Here is a 23026-nt window from a genome sequence, read left to right on the forward strand (position 1 = left end):
AAGCTAAGCGGCAGGCGCTTGCAGCCCTGCCGCGCGGTGCACTTCCACGCGGATCTCTTCCGTCAGCCGCGCCTTGAGTTCGGTGAACACCGGCGTCGTCTTGACCGAGTAGTGGCGTGGGTGCGCCAGCGGCACGGCGATGTCGCACTTGATGCGGCCCGGCCGCGCGCTCATCACCACCACGCGGTTGCCCATGAAGATGGCCTCGTCGATGTCGTGCGTCACGAAGAGCACGGTTTTCTGCTCGGCTTCCCAGATGCCTTGCAACAGCTCTTGCATCAGCTCGCGCGTCTGGTGATCCAGCGCGCCGAAGGGCTCGTCCATCAGCAGGATGCGCGGGTTGTTGGCCAGGGCCCGTGCCAGCGCGGTGCGCTGCTGCATGCCGCCCGACAGCTGCTTGGGGAAGTGGTTTTCAAAACCCTGCAGGCCGACTTTCTTGATGAACTGGTGGGCGATGTCGAGTTGCGCATCCAGCGCCAGGCCTTTTTCACGCAGGCCGAAGCAGACGTTTTGCAGGATGCTGAGCCAGGGGAACAGCGTGTAGCTCTGGAACACCATGCCGCGGTCGGCGCCCGGGCCGGCGATGGGTTTGCCGTCCAGCACGATGCTGCCGCTGGTCGGTGTGTCCAGCCCGGCCACCATGCGCAGCAGCGTGGACTTGCCGCAACCCGAGGGGCCGAGGATGGTGATGAAGTCGTTCTCGGCGACGCTCAGGTCGGTGGCCTGCAGCGCCACCGTGCCTGGGCCCTTGTTGGTGGTGAAGGTTTTCGACAGCTGCGTGACGGTCAGGATGGGATTGGAGGCAGTCATCAATAAGGTGCTCTTAATCTTGCTCCTTCCCCCTCTGGGGGAAGGTAGGGATGGGGCCCGCGGCAATCGATTGACAGGCTGGCGTGGAACGGACAAGCCGGGGCGGCCCCCATCCCAGCCTTCCCCCAGAGGGGGAAGGAGCGACTGCGCCAAAGTGCGAGCTCACAGCCGCGCCCAGGGAAAGAGTTTGCGATTGAGCGCCTTGAAGGCCAGGTCGGTGACGAGGCCAAACACGCCGATCACGATGATGCCGAAGATGATCTGGTCGGTCGCCAGCAGCGCCTGGCTGTCGGTGATCATGTGGCCTATGCCGCTGGATGCGCCTATCAGTTCCGCGACGATCACATAGGTCCAGGCCCAGCCCAGCACCATGCGCAGGGTCTCGGCGATCTCGGGCGCGGCGCTGGGCAGCAGCACACGCACCACGATGCCGCGGTCGGCCGCGCCCAGGGTGTAGGCCGCCTCCACCAGGTCGCGCCGCGTGTTGCCCACGCTCACGGCAATCATCAGCACCAACTGGAAGAAAGAGCCGATAAAAATCACCGAGAGCTTTTGCGTCTCGCCAATGCCGGCCCACAGGATCAGCAGGGGAATGAAGGCCGATGCGGGCAGGTAGCGCGCAAAGCTCACAAAGGGTTCGAAGAAGGCTTCAACCGGTTTGTAGGCGCCCATCATCACACCCAGCGGCACCGCCAACAGCGCCGCCACGGCAAAGCCGCCCAGCACCCGCCAGACCGTCATGCCGATGTCCTTGATGAAACCCTGGTTCGCCAGCAGGTCGTAGCCCGATCTCACCATGGTGATGGGATCGGCTAAAAAGGTCTTGGAGACGTAGCCGCCCAGCGTGAAGACGGCCCACACGGCAAAGAAGAGAACGAAGAAACTGATGCCCAGCGCGATGCGCGCGCCGGGTGAGACGGGTTGCAGGGGCCGCATGCAGTCGCCGGCTTACTTGAGAAAACGCGTATCAGCCAGCTTGCCCATGTCAGGCAGCGACTTGATGATGCCCGCTTCCATCAGCAGTTCGGCGGCTTCCTTGCTGAAGGCAGCATGCTCACCGGCAAAGAATTTCTGGTTGGCCGCGCGGTCCTGCCAGCGCAGGTATTTGGACGAGGCCTCAAAGGCTTCGCCGCTCTGCTTCACGTCGGCACCCATGATTTCGAAGCTCTTCTTCGGCTCTTTCTGGATCATCTCGACGGCATCGAAATAACTGTCGGCCAGGGCCTTGGCGGCCTTGGGGTTTTCGCTCAGGAACTTGGGCGTGCAGCCGAAGGTGTCCATCACCATGGGGTAATCCAGCGTGGTGGCGAGTATCTTGCCGGCCTCCGGTTTGGCGCGCACCGCACCCAGGTAGGGCTCGTAAGTCATTGCGGCATCGACGCCGTCGGTGCCGGCGATCATGGCGTTGGCCGCGGCCTGCGGCTCGAGGTTGACGACCTTCACGTCCTTGGTGCTCATGCCGTTTTTCTTCAGCATCCAGGCCAGGGCGAAGTAGGGCGAGGTGCCGGGCGCGCTGGCGGCCACGGTCTTGCCCTTGAGGTCGCTGATCTTGGTGATGGCCGGTTTCACCACCATGCCGTCGGCGCCGTAGCTTTTATCGAGCTGGAAGATCTGCGTGGTGGCCACGCCGTTGGCGTTCCACACCACCCAGGTTTCCACCGTGGTGGCGGCGCATTGCACGTCACCCGAAGCGATCGCGAGGTGGCGGTCTTTTTGCGGAATCTTTTTGATCGAGACGTCGAGCCCGTTTTTCTTGAAGATGCCGGCTTCCTTGGCCAGGGTCAGCGGGGCAAAACCCGTCCAACCCGAAATGCCGATGGCGACCTTGGTCTCCTGCGCGTGGGCGGCGCCCATGGCCAGGGCGGCTGCGGCGGCCAGCAGAGAGAGGGCAAGTTGTTGCTTCATGAAGAGGCTCCTGTTAGATAGCAGTTTGAGATATCGCTAATGTATGCAGGCTTCATGCCAGCCGCAAGGCGGTTAACTCGGTGATTTGGGCCTCTCCGGCCAGGCCTATGCGCCCGCCCGCCACCAATTGGTGCACCCTTTCCATGTCGGGCGCCAGGCTGCGGTCATGCATCATGGCCGGCGAGGCCTGGCGCACCAGTTGCAGCACGCCTTCAAGCACTGCGGAGCTCTTGAGCGGGCGCAAAAATTCGATGCCCTGCGCGGCGGCCAGCAGCTCGATGGCCACGATGTACTCGGTGTTGCGGAGCATGGGCTGCAGGCGACGCGCCGCGAAAGTCGCCATGCTCACATGGTCCTCCTGGTTGGCCGAGGTGGGCAGGCTGTCGACGCTGGCGGGATGGGCCAGCGATTTGTTTTCGGAGGCCAGCGCGGCAGCCGTTACATGCACGATCATGAAGCCGGAATTCAGGCCCGGCTCAGGCGTCAGGAAGGCCGGCAGGCGCGAGGCCACGGTATCCACCAGCATGGCGATGCGTCGCTCGGTGATGGCGCCGATTTCGGCGATGGCGACGGCCAGTGCATCACAGGCCAAAGCCACAGGCTCCGCATGGAAGTTGCCGCCGGAGAGCAGCGTCTCGTCCTCGGCAAACACCAGCGGGTTGTCGGTCACCGCATTGGCTTCGCGCATCAGCACTTCCGTGGCGTAGCGCATCTGGTCCAGGCAGGCGCCCATGACCTGCGGCTGGCAGCGCAGGCAGTAGGGGTCCTGCACGCGGTCATCGCCTTCGAGGTGGGAACGGCGGATCTCGCTGCCCACCATGATGGCGCGATACGCGGCGGCGCAGGCGATCTGCCCCGGCTGGCCGCGCACCGCGTGGATGCGCGGGTCGAAGGGGCCGTCGCTGCCGCGCGCGGCGTCCAGCGTGACGGCGCCCGAAATCACGGCGGCTTCAAACAGGCGGTCGGTGGCGAGCAGCGCGTCCAGCGCCAGCGCGGTCGAGACCTGCGTGCCGTTGATCAGCGCCAGGCCCTCTTTGGCGGATAGCTTGACCGGCGTGATGGCGGCTTGCTTGAGCGCATCAGCGGCGGCGATTCGCTTGCCTTTGTAGAAAACCTCACCTTCGCCAATCAGCGGCAGGCACAGATGGGCCAGCGGCGCGAGGTCGCCCGAAGCGCCCACCGAGCCCTGGCAAGGGATCACGGGCGTGAGCCCCTTGTTGTAAAGCGCCATCAGCGTGTCTATGACCACTTCACGCACGCCCGAGTAGCCGCGCGCAAGACTCGCGGCCTTGAGCAGCAGCACCAGGCGCACCACGCGCTCGGGCATGGGCTCGCCCACACCCACGGCATGCGAGCGCAGCAGGTTGAGCTGCAGGGTTTCCAGGTCGGCTTGCGCGATGCGCTGGTTGGCCAGCTTGCCGAAGCCGGTGTTCACGCCATAGACGGCATCCCCGCCCTGCGCGGCTTTTTGCACCAGCGCGGCGCTGGCGCGAATGCCGGCCGTGGCAGCGGGGTCCATCGTCAGCGTTTGCGGGTTGGTGTGGATGTCGCGCAGCTGCGCCAGCGTCAGCCGGCCGGGTTGAAGGGTGAGGGTCATGGTGTTGCCAAAGATAAGAAAGGAAAGGGGACAGCCAGGTCTTACTCGGGCTTGATGTTTTTCTGCCGTATCACCTCGGTCCAGCGCAAGGTGTCAGCCTGGATGGCGGCGGCCAGCTCGGCGGGCTTTCCGGCCGCGGCCTCCATGCCCAGCGCGGCCAGCTTTTCCTTGAGCTCGGAGCGCGCGAAGAGCTTGCCAGTTTCCGCATTGAGTTTGTCGATCACGGCGCGCGGCGTTCCGGCCGGCACCATCAGCGCATACCAGGACACCGCCTCGAAACGCGGCAGGCCTTGCTCTGCAATGGTCGGTGTTTCGGGCATCACGGCCGAACGCTTGAGGCTGGCCACGCCGAGTGCGCGCAGCTTGCCGCTCTTGATATGCGGCAGCACCGAAGACATCTGCGCGAACATCATGCTGACCTGGCCGCCCAGCAAATCATTGAGTGCCGGGCCTATGCCTTTGTAGGGCACATGCAGCAGTTGCACGCCGCTGTTGAGCGCCAGCAACTCGCCGGCCAGGTGCGCCTGGCTGCCGGCGCCCGGCGAGGCAAAGCTGATGCCGCCCGGCTTTTGCGTGGCCAGCGCCAGCAGTTCCTTGACGGAGCGTGCCGGCACGGTGCTATTGACCACCAGCACGTTTTCCACCGTGGCCAGCATGGTGACGGGCGCGAGGTCGGCGGCCTTGTAGGGCAGGTTGGGGTAGAGGGCCGGATTGACCGCAATATTGCCCAGCGGGACGATGGCCAGGGTGTAGCCGTCGGGTGCGGCTTTCGCGGCCTGGTCAATGCCGATGTTGCCGGCCGCGCCGACCTTGTTGTCGACCACGGCTGGCTGGCCCATGGATTCTGAGAGGCCCTGCGCCAGCACACGGCCCAGCACGTCGACAGGCCCGCCGGGCGGGAAGGGCGCGATGACGTGCAGTGCTTTGGAAGGGTAAGCCTGGGCCGCCGCGCCGAAGGAGGCGGCAAGCAGCAATACCAGAAAAGTGGATCGCGTGATCAGCAGTTTCAGGGGCTTCATCAAATGTCATCCAGTGCAGGCGCAGGCCCGCCGTCCATGGCCGCCAGAGGCCGGTAGTCGTTCGCGTCGGGGAAAGCAAAACCCGCGAGCAGCAGGCGCTGCATCAGCGGTGCAATCTCAGCCGCCGTGGCCGTCGCCAGCAACGGCTCGCGCAGGCGTGACAAGGTCTCGGGCGGCAAGGCGGCGGTGGCCACCAGCGGCGGAATCGGCAGCGCCGCTGTGCTGGTGAGCGTGCGCACCTGCGCGGCAAAGGCCGGGTCGTAGGCCTTGAGCAGGTCGTGGTAGTAACTGTCCAGCGGGCCGGCGTCTATGCGTCCCTCGGCCAGGGCGGTGATCACGCCGCGCGCGTTGATCAGTTCGCCCACCGCCTTGCGGTACAGGCGCGAGCCTTGTGCCCGGCGATAAGGCGCCAGGTGATGGCGCAACGCCACACCGCCCGACATGGAGTCGGCCAGCGTGTAGCCGATCACGCCGCCGAAAGTGTCCGCCAGCGTGCGGTAGGGCGCGTCGGCGCGCACCACGATGTCGGTGAAATACACCGGCTTGCCGCCGTAGCGCGCCGGCGACGGGATGGGGGCAGCCACCAGCGTGGGCTGTGCGCCGCGCTGCGCAAACGGCAGGCCGCACATCATCGCCAGGCCCAGGTCATCGCGCGCCCACAGCACAGACAGCGGCGCGGGCGCGTCGTAGTCGACCAAGTCCCAGGGCAGGCCCGCTCGGTCCAGCACCCAGGCCAGCAAGGCCTTCCAGTCGGCCTTGGCCGCCGGCGTGGCCGAGTACATGCGGGCATTGGCGACCAGCGCCTCTCCAGCTTGTGGTGAATTCACGGCGTGCACCCTGCTGGCCGTTCAGCGGAAACGCAGCTTTTGCCCCAGGCCCATGCGCTTGGCCTTTTCGAGCATGAAGGCGCCCAGCGCGATGTCCGACAGCGACAGGCCGCGGTGCCAGAACAGATTGGTCTCGTCATCGCTTTCACGCCCGGGCTTGAGGCCCGCGACGATCTGGCCGAGCTCGGCGTGCAGCGTGGCTTCCGACAGCTTGCCGGCGTCCACATGGGCGCGCAGCGCGCCCAGCGGGCCGGCCTTGGCCTGGCCCCAGTCGTCCATCACCATCTTGTCCATGATGTCGGTCAGCGAGAGCTCGACCGCGCTCATGGTGCCGTAGGGGATCACGCAAGCGCCTTTTTTGATCCACTCGGTCTTCAGCATGGGCGTGGGTTTTTCCAGGCGCGAAGCTTCGACCACGATGTCGGCGCCGCGCACGCAGGACTCCCAGTCCTCGGTCACGGTGATCTTCTTGCCCAGGTCTTTCTCAAGCTTGGCGGCAAAGGCGTTGCGGCTTTCGGGCCGGCGCGAGTGCACGCGGATTTCGTCGAAGTTGTAGATCGAGTCGAGCAGGCGCACGTTCCAGTAGGAGGTGCCGCGCGCGCCGATGTGGCCCAGGATTTTCGAGTTCTTGCGCGCCAGGTGCTTGGCGCCCAGCGCCGTGATGGCGCCGGTGCGCATGTCGGTGATGTCCGAGGCGTCGATGATGGCGATCGGCGAGCCGTTCTTGGGATCGAACAGGTTGAGGATTGCCAGCTCAGAAGGCAGCCCTTGCTCGTAATTCTTGTAGAAGTCGCCGACCACCTTCACGCCGGCCAGGCCCAGCGGGCGTATGTAGCCGCGCAGCACGTTGAAGTGGCCGGGGTAGTCTTTCTCCGGCACCAGGTGCATGCGCGGTTCTATGGTCGTCTGCTTGTTGCCCTGCGCGTGCAGGGCCTGCTCGACGGCGGCGATGATCTCGGCGTCGGTCAGGGCCAGGGCCTGGACGTCGGGATGGTTCAGGTAGGTGAGGTGGATCTCGGCGGTGCTGTTGCTGTCGGACATGGGTTTCAGCTTCCTATCATGGGCAGGTTCAGCCCGTTGTCTCTGGCGCTTTGCTTCGCGATGTCATAGCCCGCGTCGGCATGGCGCATCACGCCGGTGGCCGGATCGTTGAACAGCACGCGGGCGAGTTTTTCAGATGCGTCGGCCGTGCCGTCGCAGACGATGACCACGCCCGAATGCTGCGAGTAGCCCATGCCCACGCCGCCGCCATGGTGCAGGCTGACCCAGGTCGCGCCGCTGGCGGTGTTGAGCAGGGCATTGAGCAGCGGCCAGTCGCTCACGGCATCGCTGCCGTCCTTCATGGCCTCGGTCTCGCGGTTGGGCGATGCGACGGAGCCGCTGTCCAGGTGGTCGCGGCCTATCACGATGGGGCCCTTGAGCTCGCCGCTTTTCACCATCTCGTTGAAGGCCAGGCCCGCGCGGTGGCGCTCGCCCAGGCCTATCCAGCAGATGCGCGCCGGCAGGCCCTGGAAGGCGATGCGTTCCTCGGCCATGTCCAGCCAGCGGTGCAAGTGCTTGTTGTCGGGGAAGAGCTCTTTCATCTTCGCGTCGGTCTTCTTGATGTCTTCCGGGTCGCCCGAGAGCGCCACCCAGCGGAAGGGGCCGACGCCGCGGCAGAACAGCGGCCGTATATAGGCCGGCACAAAACCGGGGTAATCGAAAGCGTTGTCCACGCCGAAGTCTTTCGCAACCTGGCGCAGGTTGTTGCCGTAGTCCACCGTGGGAATGCCCATTTCGTGGAAGGCCAGCATGGCCTTGACGTGCACCGCGCAGGACTCGCCCGCGGCTTTTGTCAGTGCGGCGTGCTGGGCCGGGTCTTTCTGCGCGGCCTTCCATTGCGCGACTGTCCAGCCCATCGGCAGGTAGCCGTTGATGATGTCGTGGGCCGAGGTCTGGTCGGTCACGATGTCGGGACGCAGGCCGCCGGCCTTGGCGCGTTTGGCCAGCTCCGGAACGATCTCGGCCGCATTGCCGCACAAGGCGATCGAGACGGCCTCCTTGCGCGAAGTGTGGTGCTTGATCATCGCCAGTGCTTCGTCAAGGTCCTTCGCCTGCTTGTCGACGTAACGGGTGCGCAGGCGGAAATCGATGCTGGACTGCTGGCACTCGATGTTGAGCGAGCAGGCGCCGGCAAAGGTGGCGGCCAGCGGCTGCGCGCCGCCCATGCCGCCCAGGCCGGCGGTCAGCACCCAGCGGCCGGCCAGGTCGCCGTTGAAATGCTGGCGGCCCGCTTCCACAAAGGTCTCGTAGGTGCCCTGCACGATGCCCTGGGTGCCGATGTAAATCCAGCTGCCGGCCGTCATCTGGCCGTACATCATCAGGCCGGCGCGGTCCAGCTCGTTGAAATGTTCCCAGGTCGCCCACTTGGGCACCAGGTTGGAGTTGGCGATCAGCACGCGCGGCGCACCCGGGTGGGTGCGGAACACGCCCACCGGTTTGCCCGACTGCACCAGCAGGGTTTCGTCGGCCTTGAGCTTGCGCAGGGAGTCGAGGATGGCGTCAAAGGCAGGCCAGCTGCGCGCCGCCTTGCCGATGCCGCCGTAGACCACGAGCTCATCGGGGTTTTCGGCAACTTCCGGGTCCAGGTTGTTCTGGATCATGCGGTAGGCCGCCTCGATCTGCCAGTTGGCGCAGCTCAGCGTGCTGCCGCGGGGGGCACGCACCGGGCGGGCCTTGCTGTCAAGGAAAGGGGTTTGGGAAAGGTCGGACATGGAGCTGCTCCGGAAATAAGAACCAAAAACTTTTCGGACATTCCAGGAAAGAATGCGCGGTGACTGGTATAAATCGTAGTTGTCTATACAACTTGTGTCAACTGGCGTAATCTACGGTTTGCGCGCGCAAGGGCTGCAAAGGGATCGCCCCGGCCTTTTTTGCGGTGACAATGTTTTTTTCTTACACACCCGCTGAACCATGGCCACCACACCACTGCCCGCCTACGGCCAAGTCAAGGCATTCATCAAGAAACGCATCAGCGCCGGCACCTGGAAGCCGGGCGACCCGGTGCCCAGCGAATCCGTGCTGATGGAGCAGTTCGGGGTGAGCCGCATGACGGTGAACCGCGCGCTGCGCGAGCTGATGGGCGAGGGCCTGGTCACCCGCATCCAGGGTTCCGGCACCTTCGTCGCGGAGCTGCACCGCATTTCGTCCACGCTTACCATTCGTGACATTCACGAGGAAGTGGTGGAGCGCGGCCATGTGCACACCTCGCGCGTGCTGCTGGCCGAATCCGAAAAAGCCAGCGCCGACCTGGCGCGCACCCTGGGCCTGCGGTCGGGCGGGCGGGTGTTCCATACCATCCTGATCCATCTGGAGAACGGCGTGCCCATCCAGTATGAAGACCGCTATGTCAACCCGGCGGCGGCGCCGCGCTACCTGGAAACTGATTTCAGCGAGACCACGCCCACGCACCACCTGCTGGCCGAGGCGCCCTTGACCGAGGCCAGCTATTCGATCGAAGCCTGCCTGCCTTCGGCGCTCGAGGCCAAGCACCTGGAGATCAAGCTGGGCGAGCCTTGCCTGGCCATGATGCGGCGCACCGTGAGCGGCAGCAACATCGCCAGCGTGGCGCGCCTGGTGTATCCGGGCTCGCGCTACAGCTTTGCCGGGAAGTTCCAGGCATGAGCCCGCCGGGCCGCCCCAAGGGCTCATACCGTAGCGCTGCAGCGCGGAGGTCTCTCGCATGAATTCTGCAAACCGCTCCGTCTGGAACATCGTCCGCCTGGCCGATATCCCGGCGACGCCCTGGCGCAATGGCGGTGGCGTCACGCGCGAGCTGGCCATGTGGCCTGATGCGGGTGACTGGGCCTGGCGCATGTCGGTGGCCGACGTTGACAAAAGCGGCCCTTTCTCGAAATTCGAAGGCATAGAGCGCTGGTTCGCCGTGCTCGAAGGCGCAGGCGTGCAGCTGGAGGTGGCCGGTGTGCCGCACCGTGTGACGGCCGCCGACGCGCCCTTGTTCTTTGACGGCGCGGCCCCCACGGATTGCGAACTGATTGCCGGCAAGACGCGCGACTTCAACCTGATGGTGCGCAGGGGGCCCAAGCCTTCACGCATGCTGCGCGTTGAAGGACGCTTTGCCGAAACCTTGCATGCCGGGACTACCATCGCCGTGTACGCGCACACTTCGGCCGCAACGGTGCTGTTTGACGAGGAGGCGCTGCAACTGGCCCCCGCCAGCCTGGCCTGGCGCACGGTCACGGGCAGTGCGGCGGTGCGTGTCGCCGCGCAGCAAGCCCTCTGGATGGAGATTCCCGCATGAGCCTGCAACTCTGGACCCACTGCAACATCGCCACGCTGCAGGCCGATGCCGCCCAGCCTTATGGACTGATGGAAGACGCCGCGCTGGTGGTGGAGGGCGAGTCCATCGCCTGGGTAGGTCCGCGCGCGGAATTGCCGGCCGAATTGCTGGCGCGCTGCGGCACACAGCATGACGCGGGCGGTGCGCTCATCACACCCGGGTTGATCGACTGCCACACCCACCTGGTCTACGGCGGCGACCGCGCCCACGAATTCGAACTGCGCCTGAACGGTGCAAGCTACGAAGACATCGCTCGCGCGGGCGGCGGCATTGCTTCTACCGTCAAGGCCACGCGCACCGCCAGTGCGCAAGAGCTGCAGGTGCAGAGCGCGCCCAGGCTCAAAGAATTGATCGCCGAAGGCGTGACCACGCTCGAGATCAAGTCCGGCTACGGCCTGGCGCTCGAGCACGAGCGCAAGGCACTGTCGGTCGCGCGCGTGCTGGGGCAGGCCCACGCGGTGGACATACGCACAACCTTTCTGGGTGCGCACGCCGTGCCACCCGAATTCGCCGGCCGCACAGATGCCTACGTCGATGCCGTGCTCGAGATGCTGCCGGTATTGCATGCCGAGGGCCTGGTCGACGCGGTCGATGCCTTTTGCGAGCGCATCGCCTTCAGCACCGCGCAGACCGAGCGTGTCTTCGCCGCCGCCAAAGCCCTGGGCATTCCGGTCAAGCTGCATGCCGAGCAGCTCAGCGACAGCGGCGGCGCGCAGCTCGCGGCGCGGTATGGCGCGCTCAGCTGCGACCACCTCGAATGGCTGTCGGCCGAAGGCGCGCAGGCCATGGCGGCGGCCGGTACCGTCGCGGTGCTGCTGCCAGGCGCTTTCTACTTTTTGCGCGAAACCAGATTGCCGCCCGTGGCCCTGCTGCGCGAGCAGCACGTGCCCATGGCGATCTCCACCGATTGCAACCCGGGAAGTTCGCCCTGCACCTCGCTGCTGCTGATGCTCAACATGGCCTGCACGCTGTTTCGCCTGACGCCCGAAGAAGCGCTGGCCGGCGTCACGCGCCACGCCGCCGCCGCCCTGGGCCTGCGCGACCGCGGTGTACTGGCAGAGGGCAAACGAGCCGACTTTGTGCTGTGGGGCGTGCAGCGGCCCGCCGAGCTGAGTTATGCCCTGGGCGCCAACCCGCGCCTGCAGACCGTCTTCAAAGGCCGCTTGGTATGAATGTTGCTCCACGCTGGTGCGTTGCACCGGCGTGTGGACAGCCATGCGCCTGAGCGTGAGCTGTCGCGCCTGAGTTGCCGCCGATGGCGCAAAGCCCGCTTGCCGCCGCACGCCAAAAAAGAAACAACCATTCCCAGCCAATGAGAAATAGTGCTTTGCGCGTACAGGCAAGCACCGGATACTGACGCGATGTTGCCCGATGCCCCCGCCCTTCCCACCGCTTCCGCCGTTGATCGCGCGCTGGTGGTGCTGGCCACGCTGGCGCAGCATGGGCGCCCCCTCACGGCCGTGGAACTGCTGGGCAAGACGGGCCTGAGCCAGAGCACGCTGTACCGCCAGTTGCTCTCGCTCAAGCGCTGGGGTTTTGTGCTTGAAATCGAGGGTCGTTACGCACCCGGCCCCTTGAGCCTGCAGCTGGCCCTGGGTTACGACCTGGCTTCCCATCTGGCGCAGCAGGCGCGCCAGGAAATGCAGATGCTGGCGCAACAATCACAGGAAAGTGTCGGCCTGATCGTCGCGGTCAACGGCCAGGCCATTTGCATCGACATGGTCGAAAGCAGCCAATCCCTGCGCTGCTCTTTTGAAAAAGGCCGCAGCGTGCCACTTGAAAAGGGTGCCTCGGCCAAATGCCTGCTGGCCCATATGCCGGTCGCGGCATTGAGCGCCGCGCTGGCCCCTGATCGCCAAGGCCCCGAGTTGCCGGCCGAACTGGCCGAAATCCGCAAGGCCGGCTTCGCCGTCAGTGACAGCGAGGTGGATGCCGGTGTCTGGGGCGTCAGCGTGCCCCTGTTCGCCATGGGAAAACAAGCCGTCGGCGCCCTGACATTGATGGCGCCCAGCGTGCGTGTTCAAGGAAAACACCCACCCCTGATCCAGATGGCGGTGGTCACCGCCGCCCGTATTTCCCGAAGTTTGAGCCGCTGAATTTATTTAACCCCCTGGAGAGACCCCCATGAACTTTCGCCGTCAATTCCTTGCCTCCTTCCTTGCCGTCCTCGGTCTTGCTGCCTTCGGCGCGCATGCGCAGGACGTGCTTCGTGTCGGCACCGACGCCACCTTTCCGCCCATGGAATATGTTGAAGCCGGCAAACGCACTGGTTTTGACATCGAGCTGGTGGAAGCCGTCGCCAAGACCCTGAACAAGCGCATCGAGTGGATAGACATCGACTTCAAGGGCCTGGTCCCCGGGCTGGTCTCCAAGCGTTTTGACATGGCGGTGTCGGCCATCTACATCACCGACGAGCGCAAGAAGGTCGTGGACTTCACCGACTCTTACTATGCGGGCGGCCTGGTGGCCATGGTGAAGGAAGGCAATACCGCCATCAAGACACTGGCCGACCTGAACGGCAAAAAAGTGACCGTGCAGGTGGGCACCAAGTCGGTGAGCTACCTGGCTTCCAATTACCCGCAGGTGCAGCTGGTGGAAGTCGAGAAGAACCAGGAAATGTTCAACCTGGTCGACATCGGCCGCGCCGACGCGGCCGTGACCGGCAAGCCGGCGGCCTTCCAGTACGTGCGCACCCGCGGCGGCCAGCGCGTGCTCGAGCAGCAGCTCACCACCGAAGAGTACGGCATGGCGCTGCGCAAGGACACGCCCGAGCTGACCAAAGCCGTCAACGGCGCCCTGGCCAAGCTCAAGGCCGACGGCACTTACGCGCAGATCGTGAAGAAGTGGTTCAGCAACACCACGGCTCCAGCCGCCGCCAAATAAGAAAACCCGGGAGCCCATCGGATGGAACTCGATTTCTCTCCCGCTTTCGCGGGGTGGCGCAACCTGCTGTCGGGTGCGCTGGTCACCGTGGAAATCACGGCGGTGGCCCTGGTGCTTGGCTGCATCATGGGCTTGCTGGTGGGGATCGGACGCCTCAATCCGGCCAGGCGCGTGGTCTACGCGCTGTGCACCAGCTATGTGGCGGCCATACGCGGAACGCCGCTGCTGGTGCAGCTGTTCATCCTGTTTTTCGGTTTGCCGCAGTTCGGCATCATGCTGCCGGCGTTTGTCTGCGGCGTGATCGGCCTGGGCATTTACTCCGGCGCCTATGTGTCGGAGATCGTGCGCGGCGCCATCCAGTCGATTGACAAGGGCCAGATGGAGGCCGCGCGTTCGGTCGGCATGTCCTATGGAACCGCCATGCGCAACATCATCCTGCCGCAGGCACTGGTGCGCATGATTCCGCCGCTGGGCAACGAATTCATCGCGCTGATCAAGAACTCCGCGCTGGTGTCGCTGCTGACCATCCATGAGCTGATGCACGAGGGGCAAAAAATCATCAGCGTTTCTTACCGCTCACTGGAGGTCTATCTCGTGATTGCCGTCATGTATTTTGTGCTGACCGGGCTGACGACGCTGGCGCTGCGCCGCATCGAGCAGCGGCTGCGCGCCGGAGGCATGGTGCAATGAACACGCCAGAACCTGTCGATAGAAAACCCATCGTCACCATCCGCGGATTGCGCAAATCTTTTGGCGAGCACGTCGTGCTCCACGGCATTGATTTTGACGTCCAGCCCTCGCAGGTGGTGGTTGTCATCGGGCCTAGCGGCTCCGGCAAGAGCACGTTCCTGCGTTGCTGCAACGGGCTGGAGAAGCCCGACAGCGGCCGCGTTGAAATCTGCGGCCGCGTGCTGGCCGATGCCGGCCGCATGCTGGACGACCAGGCGCTGAACCATCTGCGTGAAGACGTCGGCATGGTGTTCCAGTCCTTCAACCTGTTTCCGCACCTGTCGGTGATCGACAACATCACCGTCGGCCCGCGCAAGGTGCGCGGCTTGTCCAGGCAGCAAACCGAAGCCGAAGCCCTGGCGCTGCTCGACAAGGTGGGCCTGGTGCAAAAAGCCCATGCCATGCCGGCCAGCCTGTCGGGCGGCCAGAAGCAGCGGGTCGCGATTGCCCGCGCGCTGGCCATGCAGCCCCAGCTGATGCTGTTTGACGAGCCCACCTCGGCGCTGGACCCCGAGCTGGTGGGTGAGGTGCTGCAGGTCATGAAGCTGCTGGCGGGCGAGGGCATGACGATGATGGTCGTAACCCATGAAATGGACTTCGCGCGCGAAGTCGCCGATGTGGTGGTGGTGATGGATGGCGGCGTGTTGATCGAGGCCGGGCCGCCCGATATCATCTTTACCAACCCGGCACAGGCGCGAACCCGGGATTTCCTCCAGGCCGTGCTGTCACGGAACTGATCGAGGCCGCCTTCCGGGCGCTCATTTTTTCAGGAATCCATCCCATGAATGACTTCAGCGACGACAGCGGAGTTTTTAGCTTGCACCAGGGGCACGTGCCCTTGCTGGTCAGCATGCCGCATATAGGCACGGAAATCCCCACCGAACTGCAAAGCGGCTACACGGCCGAAGCGCTCAAGGTCGAAGACACCGACTGGCATTTGCATCGGCTCTACAACTTCCTGCCCCTGCTGGGCGCCAGCGTGCTGCGGCCGCGCTATTCGCGCTATGTGATCGATTTGAACCGCCCGCCCGACGACGCGCCCATGTACCCGGGCGCGTCCAACACCGAGCTGTGCCCCACGCGTTTTTTCAGCGGCGTGCCGCTGTACCAGGCCGGCCGTGAGCCCGATACCGAAGAGCGCATGCGGCGGCGAGAAGCCTACTGGCAGCCCTACCACGCGGCCCTGGCCGCTGAACTCGCGCGCCTGAAGGCGGAGCACGGTTTTGCCCTGCTGTGGGACGCGCACAGCATACGTTCGCAAATTCCCTGGCTGTTCGAAGGCAAGCTGCCCGACCTCAACATCGGCACCGCCAGCGGCGCCAGCGCGCATGAATCCATCACCGCCGCGGTGGTGCAGGCCTGCGATACCGCTCCCCACATCAGCACCGCCGTCAACGGCCGCTTCAAGGGCGGCTATATCACGCGCCACTACGGCCAGTCCGCGCAAGACGTGCATGCCGTGCAGCTCGAGATGTGCCAAAGCCTGTACATGCAGGAAGTGCCGCCCTACGCCTATGACGAGGCCCTGGCCTGGCAGGTGCAACCCCTGCTGAGGAATATGGTGGCCGGCGCGCTGCAGGCCGCCAACCATCTTTACGCCTGAGGCACCATGAGCAGCGGCACCAAGACATTTTTCGCGCCCCAGGCCTGGGTGCAAGGCGCATGGGCCAAAGACGTGCTGTTGACGGTCGCCTCCAACGGCAGCTGGCAAAGCGTGTTGCCCGGCGCCACGGCGCAGCAACAGCAGGGCGCAACTTTTTTGCCCGGCCCGGTGCTGCCCGGCCTGGTCAATGCGCACAGCCATGCCTTCCAGCGCGCCATGGCGGGCCTCACCGAGCGCCGCAGCGCCGGCGCGCATGCGTCCGACGATTTCTGGAGCTGGCGCGACCGCATGTACAGCGCGGCCAATCGCATCACGCCGGAGCAGCTCGAAGCGATTGCGACCCAGCTCTACGCCGAGCTGCTGGCCGGCGGTTACACCCAGGTCTGCGATTTCCATTACCTGCACAACGATGTCAGCGGCGCCGCCTATGCCGATCCGGCCGAGATGTCGCTGGCCCTGGTGCGCGCCGCACAGCGCACCGGCATCGGCCTCACGCTGCTGCCAGCGCTCTACATGCGCTCCGGCTTCAAGGCCACGGGCCTGCGCGAAGACCAGCGCCGGTTTTCCTCGACGCCAGAAAGCGTGATGCGCGTGGTCGAGCAGGTGCGGCGGCAAACACAGGGCGATGCGCGCATCAACGTCGGCGTCGCCGTGCACTCGCTGCGCGCCGCCGGGCCGGCCACCCTGCATGAACTCGGCATCGCCGCCAAAGAGGCCGGCCTGCCGGTGCACATCCACATCGCCGAACAGACGCAGGAGGTCGAGGACTGCCTGGAACACACCGGCCAGCGCCCGATCGAATGGCTGCTGAACAACGCCGACGTCGATGCCCGCTGGAACCTGGTGCACGCCACCCACGCCACGCCTGCGGAACTGCTGGGCGTGCAGGGCACGGGCGCGGCCATCGTGATCTGCCCCGCGACCGAGGCCAACCTCGGCGACGGTGTGTTCGACCTTCCGGCCTACGCGGCAGCGGGCGGCCGCTGGTCGATAGGGTCCGACAGCCACGTCACGCGCAGCTGGCCCGAAGAGCTGCGCCTGCTTGAATACTCGCAGCGCCTCACGCTGCGCCAGCGCAACATCGCCGCGCGTGTCCTGGGCCAGGAGAGCAGCGCGGCCGGCCTGTTCGAAGCCGCCTTGGCCGGTGGCTTTCCCGCCACAGGCCAGATGCAGGCCGGCCTGGCGCCCGGCCACCGCGCCGATTTTGTGACGCTGGACCTGGAGTCCCCTGCGCTGCTGGGCGTGCCGGCCGGCCATCTGCTGGATGCGCTGGTGTTTTCCAGCCCTGGCGCGGCGTTTGGCGGGGTGTTTGTGGCGGGCGAGCGCGTCGCCGCGCCTTCGCCTGGGCGCGCGCAGGCCTTTGCCCGCGCGATGCGAGAGCTGTGGGCAGACTGACTTCGTTCACCAGGGCGCTCGCATAGAAATTCCGGGGCTTTGGTGCTAGGTGAGGATGCATTGGCCGTACAAAACTCAATTTTGTAAAAAATACGGCCAATGGACTATCTTGGCCCTGGCTGCCCGCAGCAACAGCGGTCGTGATGGACAAGCTGCGCCACCCCTGCGTGTTTCTTGCTCCTTCCCCCGCTGGAGGAAGGCGGGGATGGGGGCCCTCCGGCCTGTGATCCTAAGCCGGCCCTACCATCCATCGCTGCAGGCCCCCATCCCGACCTTCCCCCAAAGGGGGAAGGAGCAAGAGGGCAGTGCCCATCCCTACCTTCCCCCCAAAGGAAGGGGATTTGGGCTCGCCGGCCCCACAAGCACTTTTTTGGCTGAATCGCGTCATGGACCCGCGCGGCATGCCCGGCTTCCCGGACAATCGGTGTATCAACAGGGCCGGGCGACCCGTTCGGCCCGGCACACGGCATGGCCATAGACTATGCCTGTCAGGCAGCCCGCTGACCTGGCCCAGAAGAATCGACACAAGGGGGAGTTGAATGACCATGAACGCCACGTCGGCCGTCGACGCATTTGTTGAGGAGACCGGCTTCGGCAACTGGTTCCTGCGCACCATGACCTGGAAGGTCCATGTACTGAACCGCGCCTTGAACGACCTGCAGACGCTGCTGCCGCCCGGCGCGCGCTTCGACCGGGTGCTCGACGTCGGCTGCGGTTTCGGCCATTCGTTTGCCGAGCTGTCCAGGCGCTTTTCCCCGCAGCTGATCGTCGGCATGGACATGGACCCGGACCTGCAGCAGCGCGCCGGCGCCGAGGCCAGGGCCTGCGCCAGCCCGGTGGAGCTGCACGCCGGCAACGCCTCGCGCATGCCGTGGCCCGACAAACATTTCGACATGGTCTTTTGCCACCAGACCTTCCACCACATCGTGGCCCAGGAAGAGGCCATGGCCGAGTTCTTCAGGGTGCTCAAGCCCGGCGGCGTGCTGCTGTTCGCCGAATCGACGCGCAAGTACATCCATTCACTGCCCATACGCGTGCTGTTCCGCCATCCCATGGACGTGCAGCGCACCGCGCCCGAATACATCGCCATGGTCAGGCGCGCCGGCTTTGAACTGCCGGATGCGCGCGTTTCGCTGCCCTACCTGTGGTGGAGCCGGCCCGACCTGGGCTTTCTGGAGTGGATAGGCCGGCCGCTGCCGGCCGATCGCGAGGAAACCCTGGTCAATGCCGTGGCGGTGAAACCTTGAGCGGCGCCGCCGCCGCGCCCGTCGCCCGCCTGGGCCTGCCGGCCGTGGTCAACGGTTTTATCCGGGACAACATCCGCACCATCGAAATGATCGGTGTGCTGATGCGAATCTTCAGCTTCGGGCTGGTCAGCTGGATGGGGCCGGCCAGTCCCTTTCTGTTTGTCTGGGCTTTCAACACCGTCGATGCGGTGATGCTGTCGTGGTGTTCGTTGCTCAAGCGGGATGCGGCTTATTCGCTGCTGAATCTGTTCTGGATACTGGTTGGGGTGGTGGGGATGCTCCGGGCTGGTGGGTTGATTGGGAGTTAGGCCTTGGGGTTAAGTCTCGGGGTTTCTTTCGGGCGCTGAGGTGTTTTGGGGTCCGGAGCCGGGGTCGCCCGGCATGCGACTCACTTTCTTTTGCTTCGCCAAAAGAAAGTAAGCAAAGAAAAGGCGACCCGCAGTCTGGGTCCCTACGCTTCGCTACGGGCAACCTGCGGTGCTCGAGCCAAGCGGGGTCCGGCTAAACTCGCTTCGCTCAGACAACGCCGGCCCTGATCCGCTTGTCTCTGCGCTCCTCGGCCCAGCCAGGACGGGGCAATCGGGAACGGGGACAGAAGACAAATACCAAAAGACAAAAAAGAAAAATACAAACAAGGACTCGCCACGGCGAGTCCTTGTTTCTTCAGGTATTCAGTATTTGGATTTGGTATTCCTTCTCCACCCCTTGTGGATGCGCCGAGGAGCGGAGGTCCAGACGGATCAGGGATCGCGTTGTCTGAGCGAAGCGAGTTTAGCGAGACCCCGTCTGGACCGAGCACCGCAGGTTGCCCGTAGCGAAGCGAAGGGACGCAGCAACCAGGGTCGCCTTTTCTTTTGCTTACTTTTCTTTTGGCGAAGCAAAAGAAAAGTGAGTAGCCGCCGGGCTACCCCCGGCCAGCCGAACCCAAAACACCTCAGCGCCTCAATCAGCAAGTTTCCAGTTATCCCATCGAACCTGCCCCAAAGCGCCCCCCTCCCACTGCAACGTGCCGGGCGCCGCCGGGCAAACCGCCACGGTAAAGGCCGTACCCTGTCCCACCATGGCCGTGCCGGGGCCATCCCCGCAAAGCGTGAACCGAGCCGATCGCATGGACGGCCGTGACGCCGGCATAGGCGTCGCTGAAGTCACCTGCTTGAGCCAGGCCTCCTTGAGCGTCCACTGCGCATAAAACCAGGCTTGCTGTTCCCGCGGGTCGGCGGGCATGTCCTGCAGCGCCTCGGGCTCATGCATCCATTCATTGAGCGCCGGGAAATCACGCGCGCGGTCGCTGCATTCCACATCCACGCCGACGGGCTGGTGCGAGACCGCACAGGCCAGCCAGTCCCCGCTGTGGCTTAGCGAGAAATACCAGGGACCGGACACCGGCGCGGCCAGCAATTGCGGCGCGCCATCGTCGGGCGCCGAGAGGGCGTAGTCTTGCCATCGGCCGCCGCCTTGGGCGGACAGGCACTGGCGGGCCAGCCAGCGTCCGGTGATGAACTGGGTGCGCCGGCGCGGTGCGCTCATGGTGGACAGCCGGGCTTCTTCTTCCTGGCTGAGCCAGTCCAGGCCCAGGCCGGACAGGCCGGCGTGGACGGCCGCCACGCTTTCAAGCCTGAGAGGGGTCACAAGGCCGGGCGTGTGTGTGCTCATCGCTGGCCTGGCCCGGGATCCGTTCAGAGCTTGAGCATCTCGCCGCGGATGGATTCCTTGAGCTCGCTCACCCAGGTGTTGTAGAAGGGGTGGATGACGGGCTCGCCGTTGCGCTGGCCGTAGTTCATGTTGATGCTGTCCTGGTACATCAGGGTGTATTTCACGGGTGTGTAGGTGATCAGCACCATGACGGTGTGCTTGCCGCCGCCGGTCTTCAGCGTGGCCTGCAGGTTGCCGTCGGCCTGCTGGGCGATGGTCCAGTTCTTGGCGGCGGCGCCGGCCAGGATGGCTTCCTTGACGCGTGCAGCGCTCGGTGCGGCGCCGCTGGTGGTGACCACCGGGACGTCGGGATGGTTCAGGATCGGCAGGGGCCAGCGGGCGCTGGCGGGGCCGGCGGCAAAAGCCATGGCAAGAACCAGGCCGGCAAAAAATTTCGATTTCATGGTGTGTTCCCTCTCTCTTCGGTTGACGACTGTGCCGGCTTATCCGGCCGGCTGCTTTCATTCAGGCGCGAGGACGCTTCCTCCGGGCCTTCGTGATGGTGGGCGGCCGGGTGCCATGGCCCATGGCGTGTCCGGCCGGTGAAATTCCGGTGCGCATGCTCACTCCGGCCAGCGCCGCAGGATCAGCGAGGTGTTGATCCCGCCGAAGGCGAAGTTGTTGCTCATGACGATGTCGGTCTGCAGGCTGCGTCCGCCTTCGCGCACGTAGTCGAGCTCGCCGCAGCGCGGGTCCACGTTGCGCAGGTTGATGGTGGGCGCGAACCAGCCGTCGCGCATCATCTCGACGCTCATCCAGGCTTCCAGCGCGCCGCAGGCGCCCAGGGTGTGGCCCATATAACTTTTGAGCGAGCTGATGGGGGCGCGGCCGCCGAAGACCTCGTGCGTGCCCTGGCTTTCGGCGACGTCGCCGTGCTCGGTGGCGGTGCCGTGGGCATTGATATAGCCGATGGCCTCGGGCGGCAGCCCGGCGCCGGCCAGGGCCAGGCGCATGGCCTGCGCCATGGTGCGCGGGTTCGGCTGGGTCACGTGCGTGCCGTCGCTGTTGGTGCCGAAGCCGATGATCTCGGCCAGGATTTTTGCACCGCGCGCCTGCGCGTGTTCCAGCTCTTCGAGCACCAGGGTGCAGGCGCCTTCGCCCAGCACCAGGCCGTCGCGTTCGGCGTCGAAGGGACGCGGGCTCAGCTGCGGCGTGTCGTTGCTGGTGCTGGTGGCGAACAGGGTGTCGAACACGGCGGCGTCGGTGGCGTCAAGCTCCTCGGCGCCGCCGGCCAGCATGGCGACCTGCCGGCCGCTCTGGATGGCCTCGAAGCCGTAACCCAGGCCCTGGCTGCCGGCCGTGCAGGCGCTGGAGGTCGGGATGATGCGGCCGGTGACGCCCAGGAACACGCCCATGTTGACCGCGGCCGAGTGCGACATCATGCGGATGTAGGTGTTGGCGTTGATGCCTTCGGTGGTCTTGCGCGAAATCATGTTGCCGAAGTCGCCCATGGCGGCGGGCGAGCCTATGGAGGAACCATAGGAGATGCCCATCTTGCCGCTGGTGACCAGCGGGTCGCCGGCCAGGCCCGCGTCGGCCAGCGCCGTTTCGGCGGACAGGGTGGCCATGATGGCGACCCGGCCCATGCTGCGCGTGACCTTGCGGTTGTAGCGCGCGGGCAGTTCGAAGGGCGCGGCGCGGGTGCCCAGCCGCGTGTTCAGGCCCTCGTACTCGTCCCATTCGCGGATGTACTGGACCACGTTGCGCTCCTCGCGCAGGCGGGCGCGGACGGTGGGCCAGTCGTGGCCCAGCGGGCTGATCGCGCCGACGCCGGTGATGACGACGCGCTTCATCCGACCATCCCCCCGTTGACGGAGATCACCTGGCGCGTGATGTAGGCGGCGTCCGCCGAGAGCAGGAAGGACACGGCGGCAGCCACTTCCTCGGGGCGGCCCATGCGGCGGGCGGGAATCATGTGGAGGGCTTCCTCAAGCACGTGGGGTTCAATCATGTCGGTATCTATCAGGCCCGGGGCCACGCAGTTCACGGTAATTTCGCGCTTGGCCAGCTCCACCGCCAGCGCCTTGGTGGCGCCTATGATGCCGGCCTTGGCTGCACTGTAGTTGGTTTGGCCCCGGTTGCCCATCAGGCCGGACACCGAGGACAGCGTCACGATGCGCCCGGGCGCGCGCCTGCGCACCATGGGCATGACGACGGGGTTGAGCACGTTGTAGAAAGCATCGAGGTTGGTGTGGATGACGGTATCCCAGTCCTCGCCGCTCATGGCGGGAAAGGCGTTGTCGCGCGCGATGCCGGCATTGCAGACCACGCCGTAATAGGCGCCGTTGGCCTCGATGTCGGCCAGCAGCATGCTGGAGGCCTGGGCGCGGTCGGTCACGTCGAAGCACAGCACGCGCGCCTCGCGGCCCATTTCCAGGATGGCGTTGGCCACCTCTTCGGCCTGCTCGCGCTGCTGGCGGCAATGCACGGCCACGTCATAGCCGTCTTTGGCCAGGCGCAGCGCCACGGCCCGCCCTATGCCCCTGCTCGATCCCGTGACCAGCACGCAGCGGTTCATGATGTCTCTCCCTTTTTGCTATCCATAAACGCCCCGCCTTCGGGGGGCTCAAACACCGACAGGTTGGCCGAAGCCGCAAGTTCGCCGCCCACCAGTAGCCGGCAGGCGAACATGCCCAGGCCGTTGTCGGCCATCAGTTCGCAATCGGCCTCGATTCGCAGGCACTCGCCCGCCTTGAAGGACTGGCGAAACACATCATAGCGACGGGTCCCCACCAGGAAGCCCAGCGTGACGGCGCGTCCCTCGCGGCGCGCCCGCTGGCCCGCCCAGGCCGCGATGGTCTGGGCCATGTACTCGATGCCTATCCAGGCGGCCAGCTGCCCATCGCGCAGGAAGAGGCTGTCTTCGGTTATGTCGGCCTCGGCCACCACGCGTTCGGTGTCGACGCTGAGGATGCGGTCCAGCCAGCTCATGGCGCCGCGGTGCGGAACCAGGTCCGCCACCACAAGGGATGTGTCCATC

The 23026-nt window shown here is 65.4% G+C and carries 24 protein-coding genes; 11 read left to right on the forward strand and 13 right to left on the reverse strand.

Annotated features, from left to right (window positions below; translation table 11 throughout):
* Positions 1-3 precede the first annotated feature (3 nt).
* From AC1D0O_RS08285 to hutU, 8 genes are all read right to left on the reverse strand, one after another.
* Positions 4-810, reverse strand: a complete 807-nt coding sequence (locus AC1D0O_RS08285; protein ID WP_477653055.1) for an ABC transporter ATP-binding protein — start codon at positions 808-810, stop codon at positions 4-6.
* 162 nt (positions 811-972) lie between these two features.
* Complete coding sequence (locus tag AC1D0O_RS08290) at positions 973-1746, reverse strand: ABC transporter permease (protein WP_477653056.1); 774 nt, start codon at positions 1744-1746, stop codon at positions 973-975.
* Between the two features lie 12 nt (positions 1747-1758).
* Positions 1759-2715, reverse strand: coding sequence for an ABC transporter substrate-binding protein (locus AC1D0O_RS08295; RefSeq protein WP_477653057.1), 957 nt, complete (start codon positions 2713-2715; stop codon positions 1759-1761).
* Between the two features lie 52 nt (positions 2716-2767).
* A complete protein-coding gene (gene hutH / locus AC1D0O_RS08300) occupies positions 2768-4312 on the reverse strand; it encodes a histidine ammonia-lyase (protein ID WP_477653058.1) in 1545 nt (514 codons plus the stop codon).
* A 41-nt stretch (positions 4313-4353) separates the two neighbouring features.
* Positions 4354-5331, reverse strand: a complete 978-nt coding sequence (locus AC1D0O_RS08305) for a Bug family tripartite tricarboxylate transporter substrate binding protein (protein WP_477653059.1) — start codon at positions 5329-5331, stop codon at positions 4354-4356.
* Positions 5331-6158, reverse strand: coding sequence for a phosphate/phosphite/phosphonate ABC transporter substrate-binding protein (locus AC1D0O_RS08310; RefSeq protein ID WP_477653060.1), 828 nt, complete (start codon positions 6156-6158; stop codon positions 5331-5333). The genes AC1D0O_RS08305 and AC1D0O_RS08310 overlap by 1 nt, the downstream gene beginning before the upstream one ends.
* Positions 6159-6179: 21 nt before the next feature.
* A complete protein-coding gene (locus AC1D0O_RS08315; RefSeq protein WP_477653061.1) occupies positions 6180-7199 on the reverse strand; it encodes an ornithine cyclodeaminase family protein in 1020 nt (339 codons plus the stop codon).
* A gap of 5 nt (positions 7200-7204) precedes the next feature.
* Complete coding sequence (gene hutU / locus AC1D0O_RS08320) at positions 7205-8911, reverse strand: urocanate hydratase (RefSeq protein WP_477653062.1); 1707 nt, start codon at positions 8909-8911, stop codon at positions 7205-7207.
* A 199-nt stretch (positions 8912-9110) separates the two neighbouring features.
* Here hutU and hutC point away from each other — a divergent pair, with 199 nt between their 5' ends.
* The 11 genes from hutC to AC1D0O_RS08375 all read left to right on the forward strand — a co-directional run bounded on the left by hutC (position 9111) and on the right by AC1D0O_RS08375 (position 18662).
* Positions 9111-9821, forward strand: a complete 711-nt coding sequence (gene hutC, locus AC1D0O_RS08325; RefSeq protein WP_477653063.1) for a histidine utilization repressor — start codon at positions 9111-9113, stop codon at positions 9819-9821.
* 58 nt (positions 9822-9879) lie between these two features.
* Positions 9880-10458: a HutD/Ves family protein gene (locus AC1D0O_RS08330; RefSeq protein ID WP_477653064.1), complete on the forward strand. Its 579-nt coding sequence runs from the start codon at positions 9880-9882 to the stop codon at positions 10456-10458.
* Positions 10455-11669 carry an imidazolonepropionase gene (gene hutI, locus AC1D0O_RS08335; protein WP_477653065.1) on the forward strand — a complete coding sequence of 405 codons (1215 nt, stop codon included), beginning with the start codon at positions 10455-10457 and terminating at the stop codon, positions 11667-11669. The genes AC1D0O_RS08330 and hutI overlap by 4 nt, the downstream gene beginning before the upstream one ends.
* 189 nt (positions 11670-11858) lie before the next feature.
* Positions 11859-12593, forward strand: a complete 735-nt coding sequence (locus AC1D0O_RS08340; RefSeq protein ID WP_477653066.1) for an IclR family transcriptional regulator — start codon at positions 11859-11861, stop codon at positions 12591-12593.
* A gap of 28 nt (positions 12594-12621) precedes the next feature.
* Entirely contained in the window at positions 12622-13380 is a 759-nt protein-coding gene (locus tag AC1D0O_RS08345) for a transporter substrate-binding domain-containing protein (protein ID WP_477653067.1), read from the forward strand.
* 21 nt (positions 13381-13401) lie between these two features.
* Positions 13402-14070: an amino acid ABC transporter permease gene (locus AC1D0O_RS08350; RefSeq protein WP_477653068.1), complete on the forward strand. Its 669-nt coding sequence runs from the start codon at positions 13402-13404 to the stop codon at positions 14068-14070.
* The gene (locus tag AC1D0O_RS08355; RefSeq protein WP_477653069.1) at positions 14067-14846 is read left to right on the forward strand and encodes an amino acid ABC transporter ATP-binding protein; all 780 of its coding nucleotides are present in this window, start codon (positions 14067-14069) and stop codon (positions 14844-14846) included. Before AC1D0O_RS08350 ends, AC1D0O_RS08355 begins: the two co-directional genes overlap by 4 nt.
* A gap of 44 nt (positions 14847-14890) precedes the next feature.
* Positions 14891-15712 carry an N-formylglutamate deformylase gene (hutG, locus tag AC1D0O_RS08360; RefSeq protein ID WP_477653070.1) on the forward strand — a complete coding sequence of 274 codons (822 nt, stop codon included), beginning with the start codon at positions 14891-14893 and terminating at the stop codon, positions 15710-15712.
* 6 nt (positions 15713-15718) lie between these two features.
* Positions 15719-17107 (forward strand): formimidoylglutamate deiminase, encoded by a 1389-nt coding sequence (locus AC1D0O_RS08365; RefSeq protein WP_477653071.1) that lies wholly within the window; start codon positions 15719-15721, stop codon positions 17105-17107.
* A 539-nt stretch (positions 17108-17646) separates the two neighbouring features.
* Complete coding sequence (locus AC1D0O_RS08370) at positions 17647-18354, forward strand: class I SAM-dependent methyltransferase (RefSeq protein ID WP_477653072.1); 708 nt, start codon at positions 17647-17649, stop codon at positions 18352-18354.
* The gene (locus AC1D0O_RS08375; protein WP_477653073.1) at positions 18351-18662 is read left to right on the forward strand and encodes a hypothetical protein; all 312 of its coding nucleotides are present in this window, start codon (positions 18351-18353) and stop codon (positions 18660-18662) included. Before AC1D0O_RS08370 ends, AC1D0O_RS08375 begins: the two co-directional genes overlap by 4 nt.
* A 634-nt stretch (positions 18663-19296) precedes the next feature.
* On the opposite strand, the gene AC1D0O_RS08380 is transcribed toward AC1D0O_RS08375, so the two are convergent.
* The 5 genes from AC1D0O_RS08380 to AC1D0O_RS08400 form a co-directional block, all read right to left on the reverse strand.
* Complete coding sequence (locus AC1D0O_RS08380; protein WP_477653074.1) at positions 19297-20007, reverse strand: 4'-phosphopantetheinyl transferase family protein; 711 nt, start codon at positions 20005-20007, stop codon at positions 19297-19299.
* A gap of 23 nt (positions 20008-20030) precedes the next feature.
* Entirely contained in the window at positions 20031-20450 is a 420-nt protein-coding gene (locus AC1D0O_RS08385) for a hypothetical protein (RefSeq protein WP_477653075.1), read from the reverse strand.
* A gap of 159 nt (positions 20451-20609) precedes the next feature.
* Complete coding sequence (locus AC1D0O_RS08390; RefSeq protein ID WP_477653076.1) at positions 20610-21839, reverse strand: beta-ketoacyl-ACP synthase; 1230 nt, start codon at positions 21837-21839, stop codon at positions 20610-20612.
* A complete protein-coding gene (gene fabG / locus AC1D0O_RS08395) occupies positions 21836-22564 on the reverse strand; it encodes a 3-oxoacyl-ACP reductase FabG (protein ID WP_477653077.1) in 729 nt (242 codons plus the stop codon). Before fabG ends, AC1D0O_RS08390 begins: the two co-directional genes overlap by 4 nt.
* Entirely contained in the window at positions 22561-23025 is a 465-nt protein-coding gene (locus AC1D0O_RS08400; RefSeq protein WP_477653078.1) for a hotdog family protein, read from the reverse strand. The genes fabG and AC1D0O_RS08400 overlap by 4 nt, the downstream gene beginning before the upstream one ends.
* Position 23026: the final 1 nt, after the last annotated feature.

The sequence above is a fragment of the Polaromonas sp. P1_F2 genome (genome assembly GCF_056405735.1).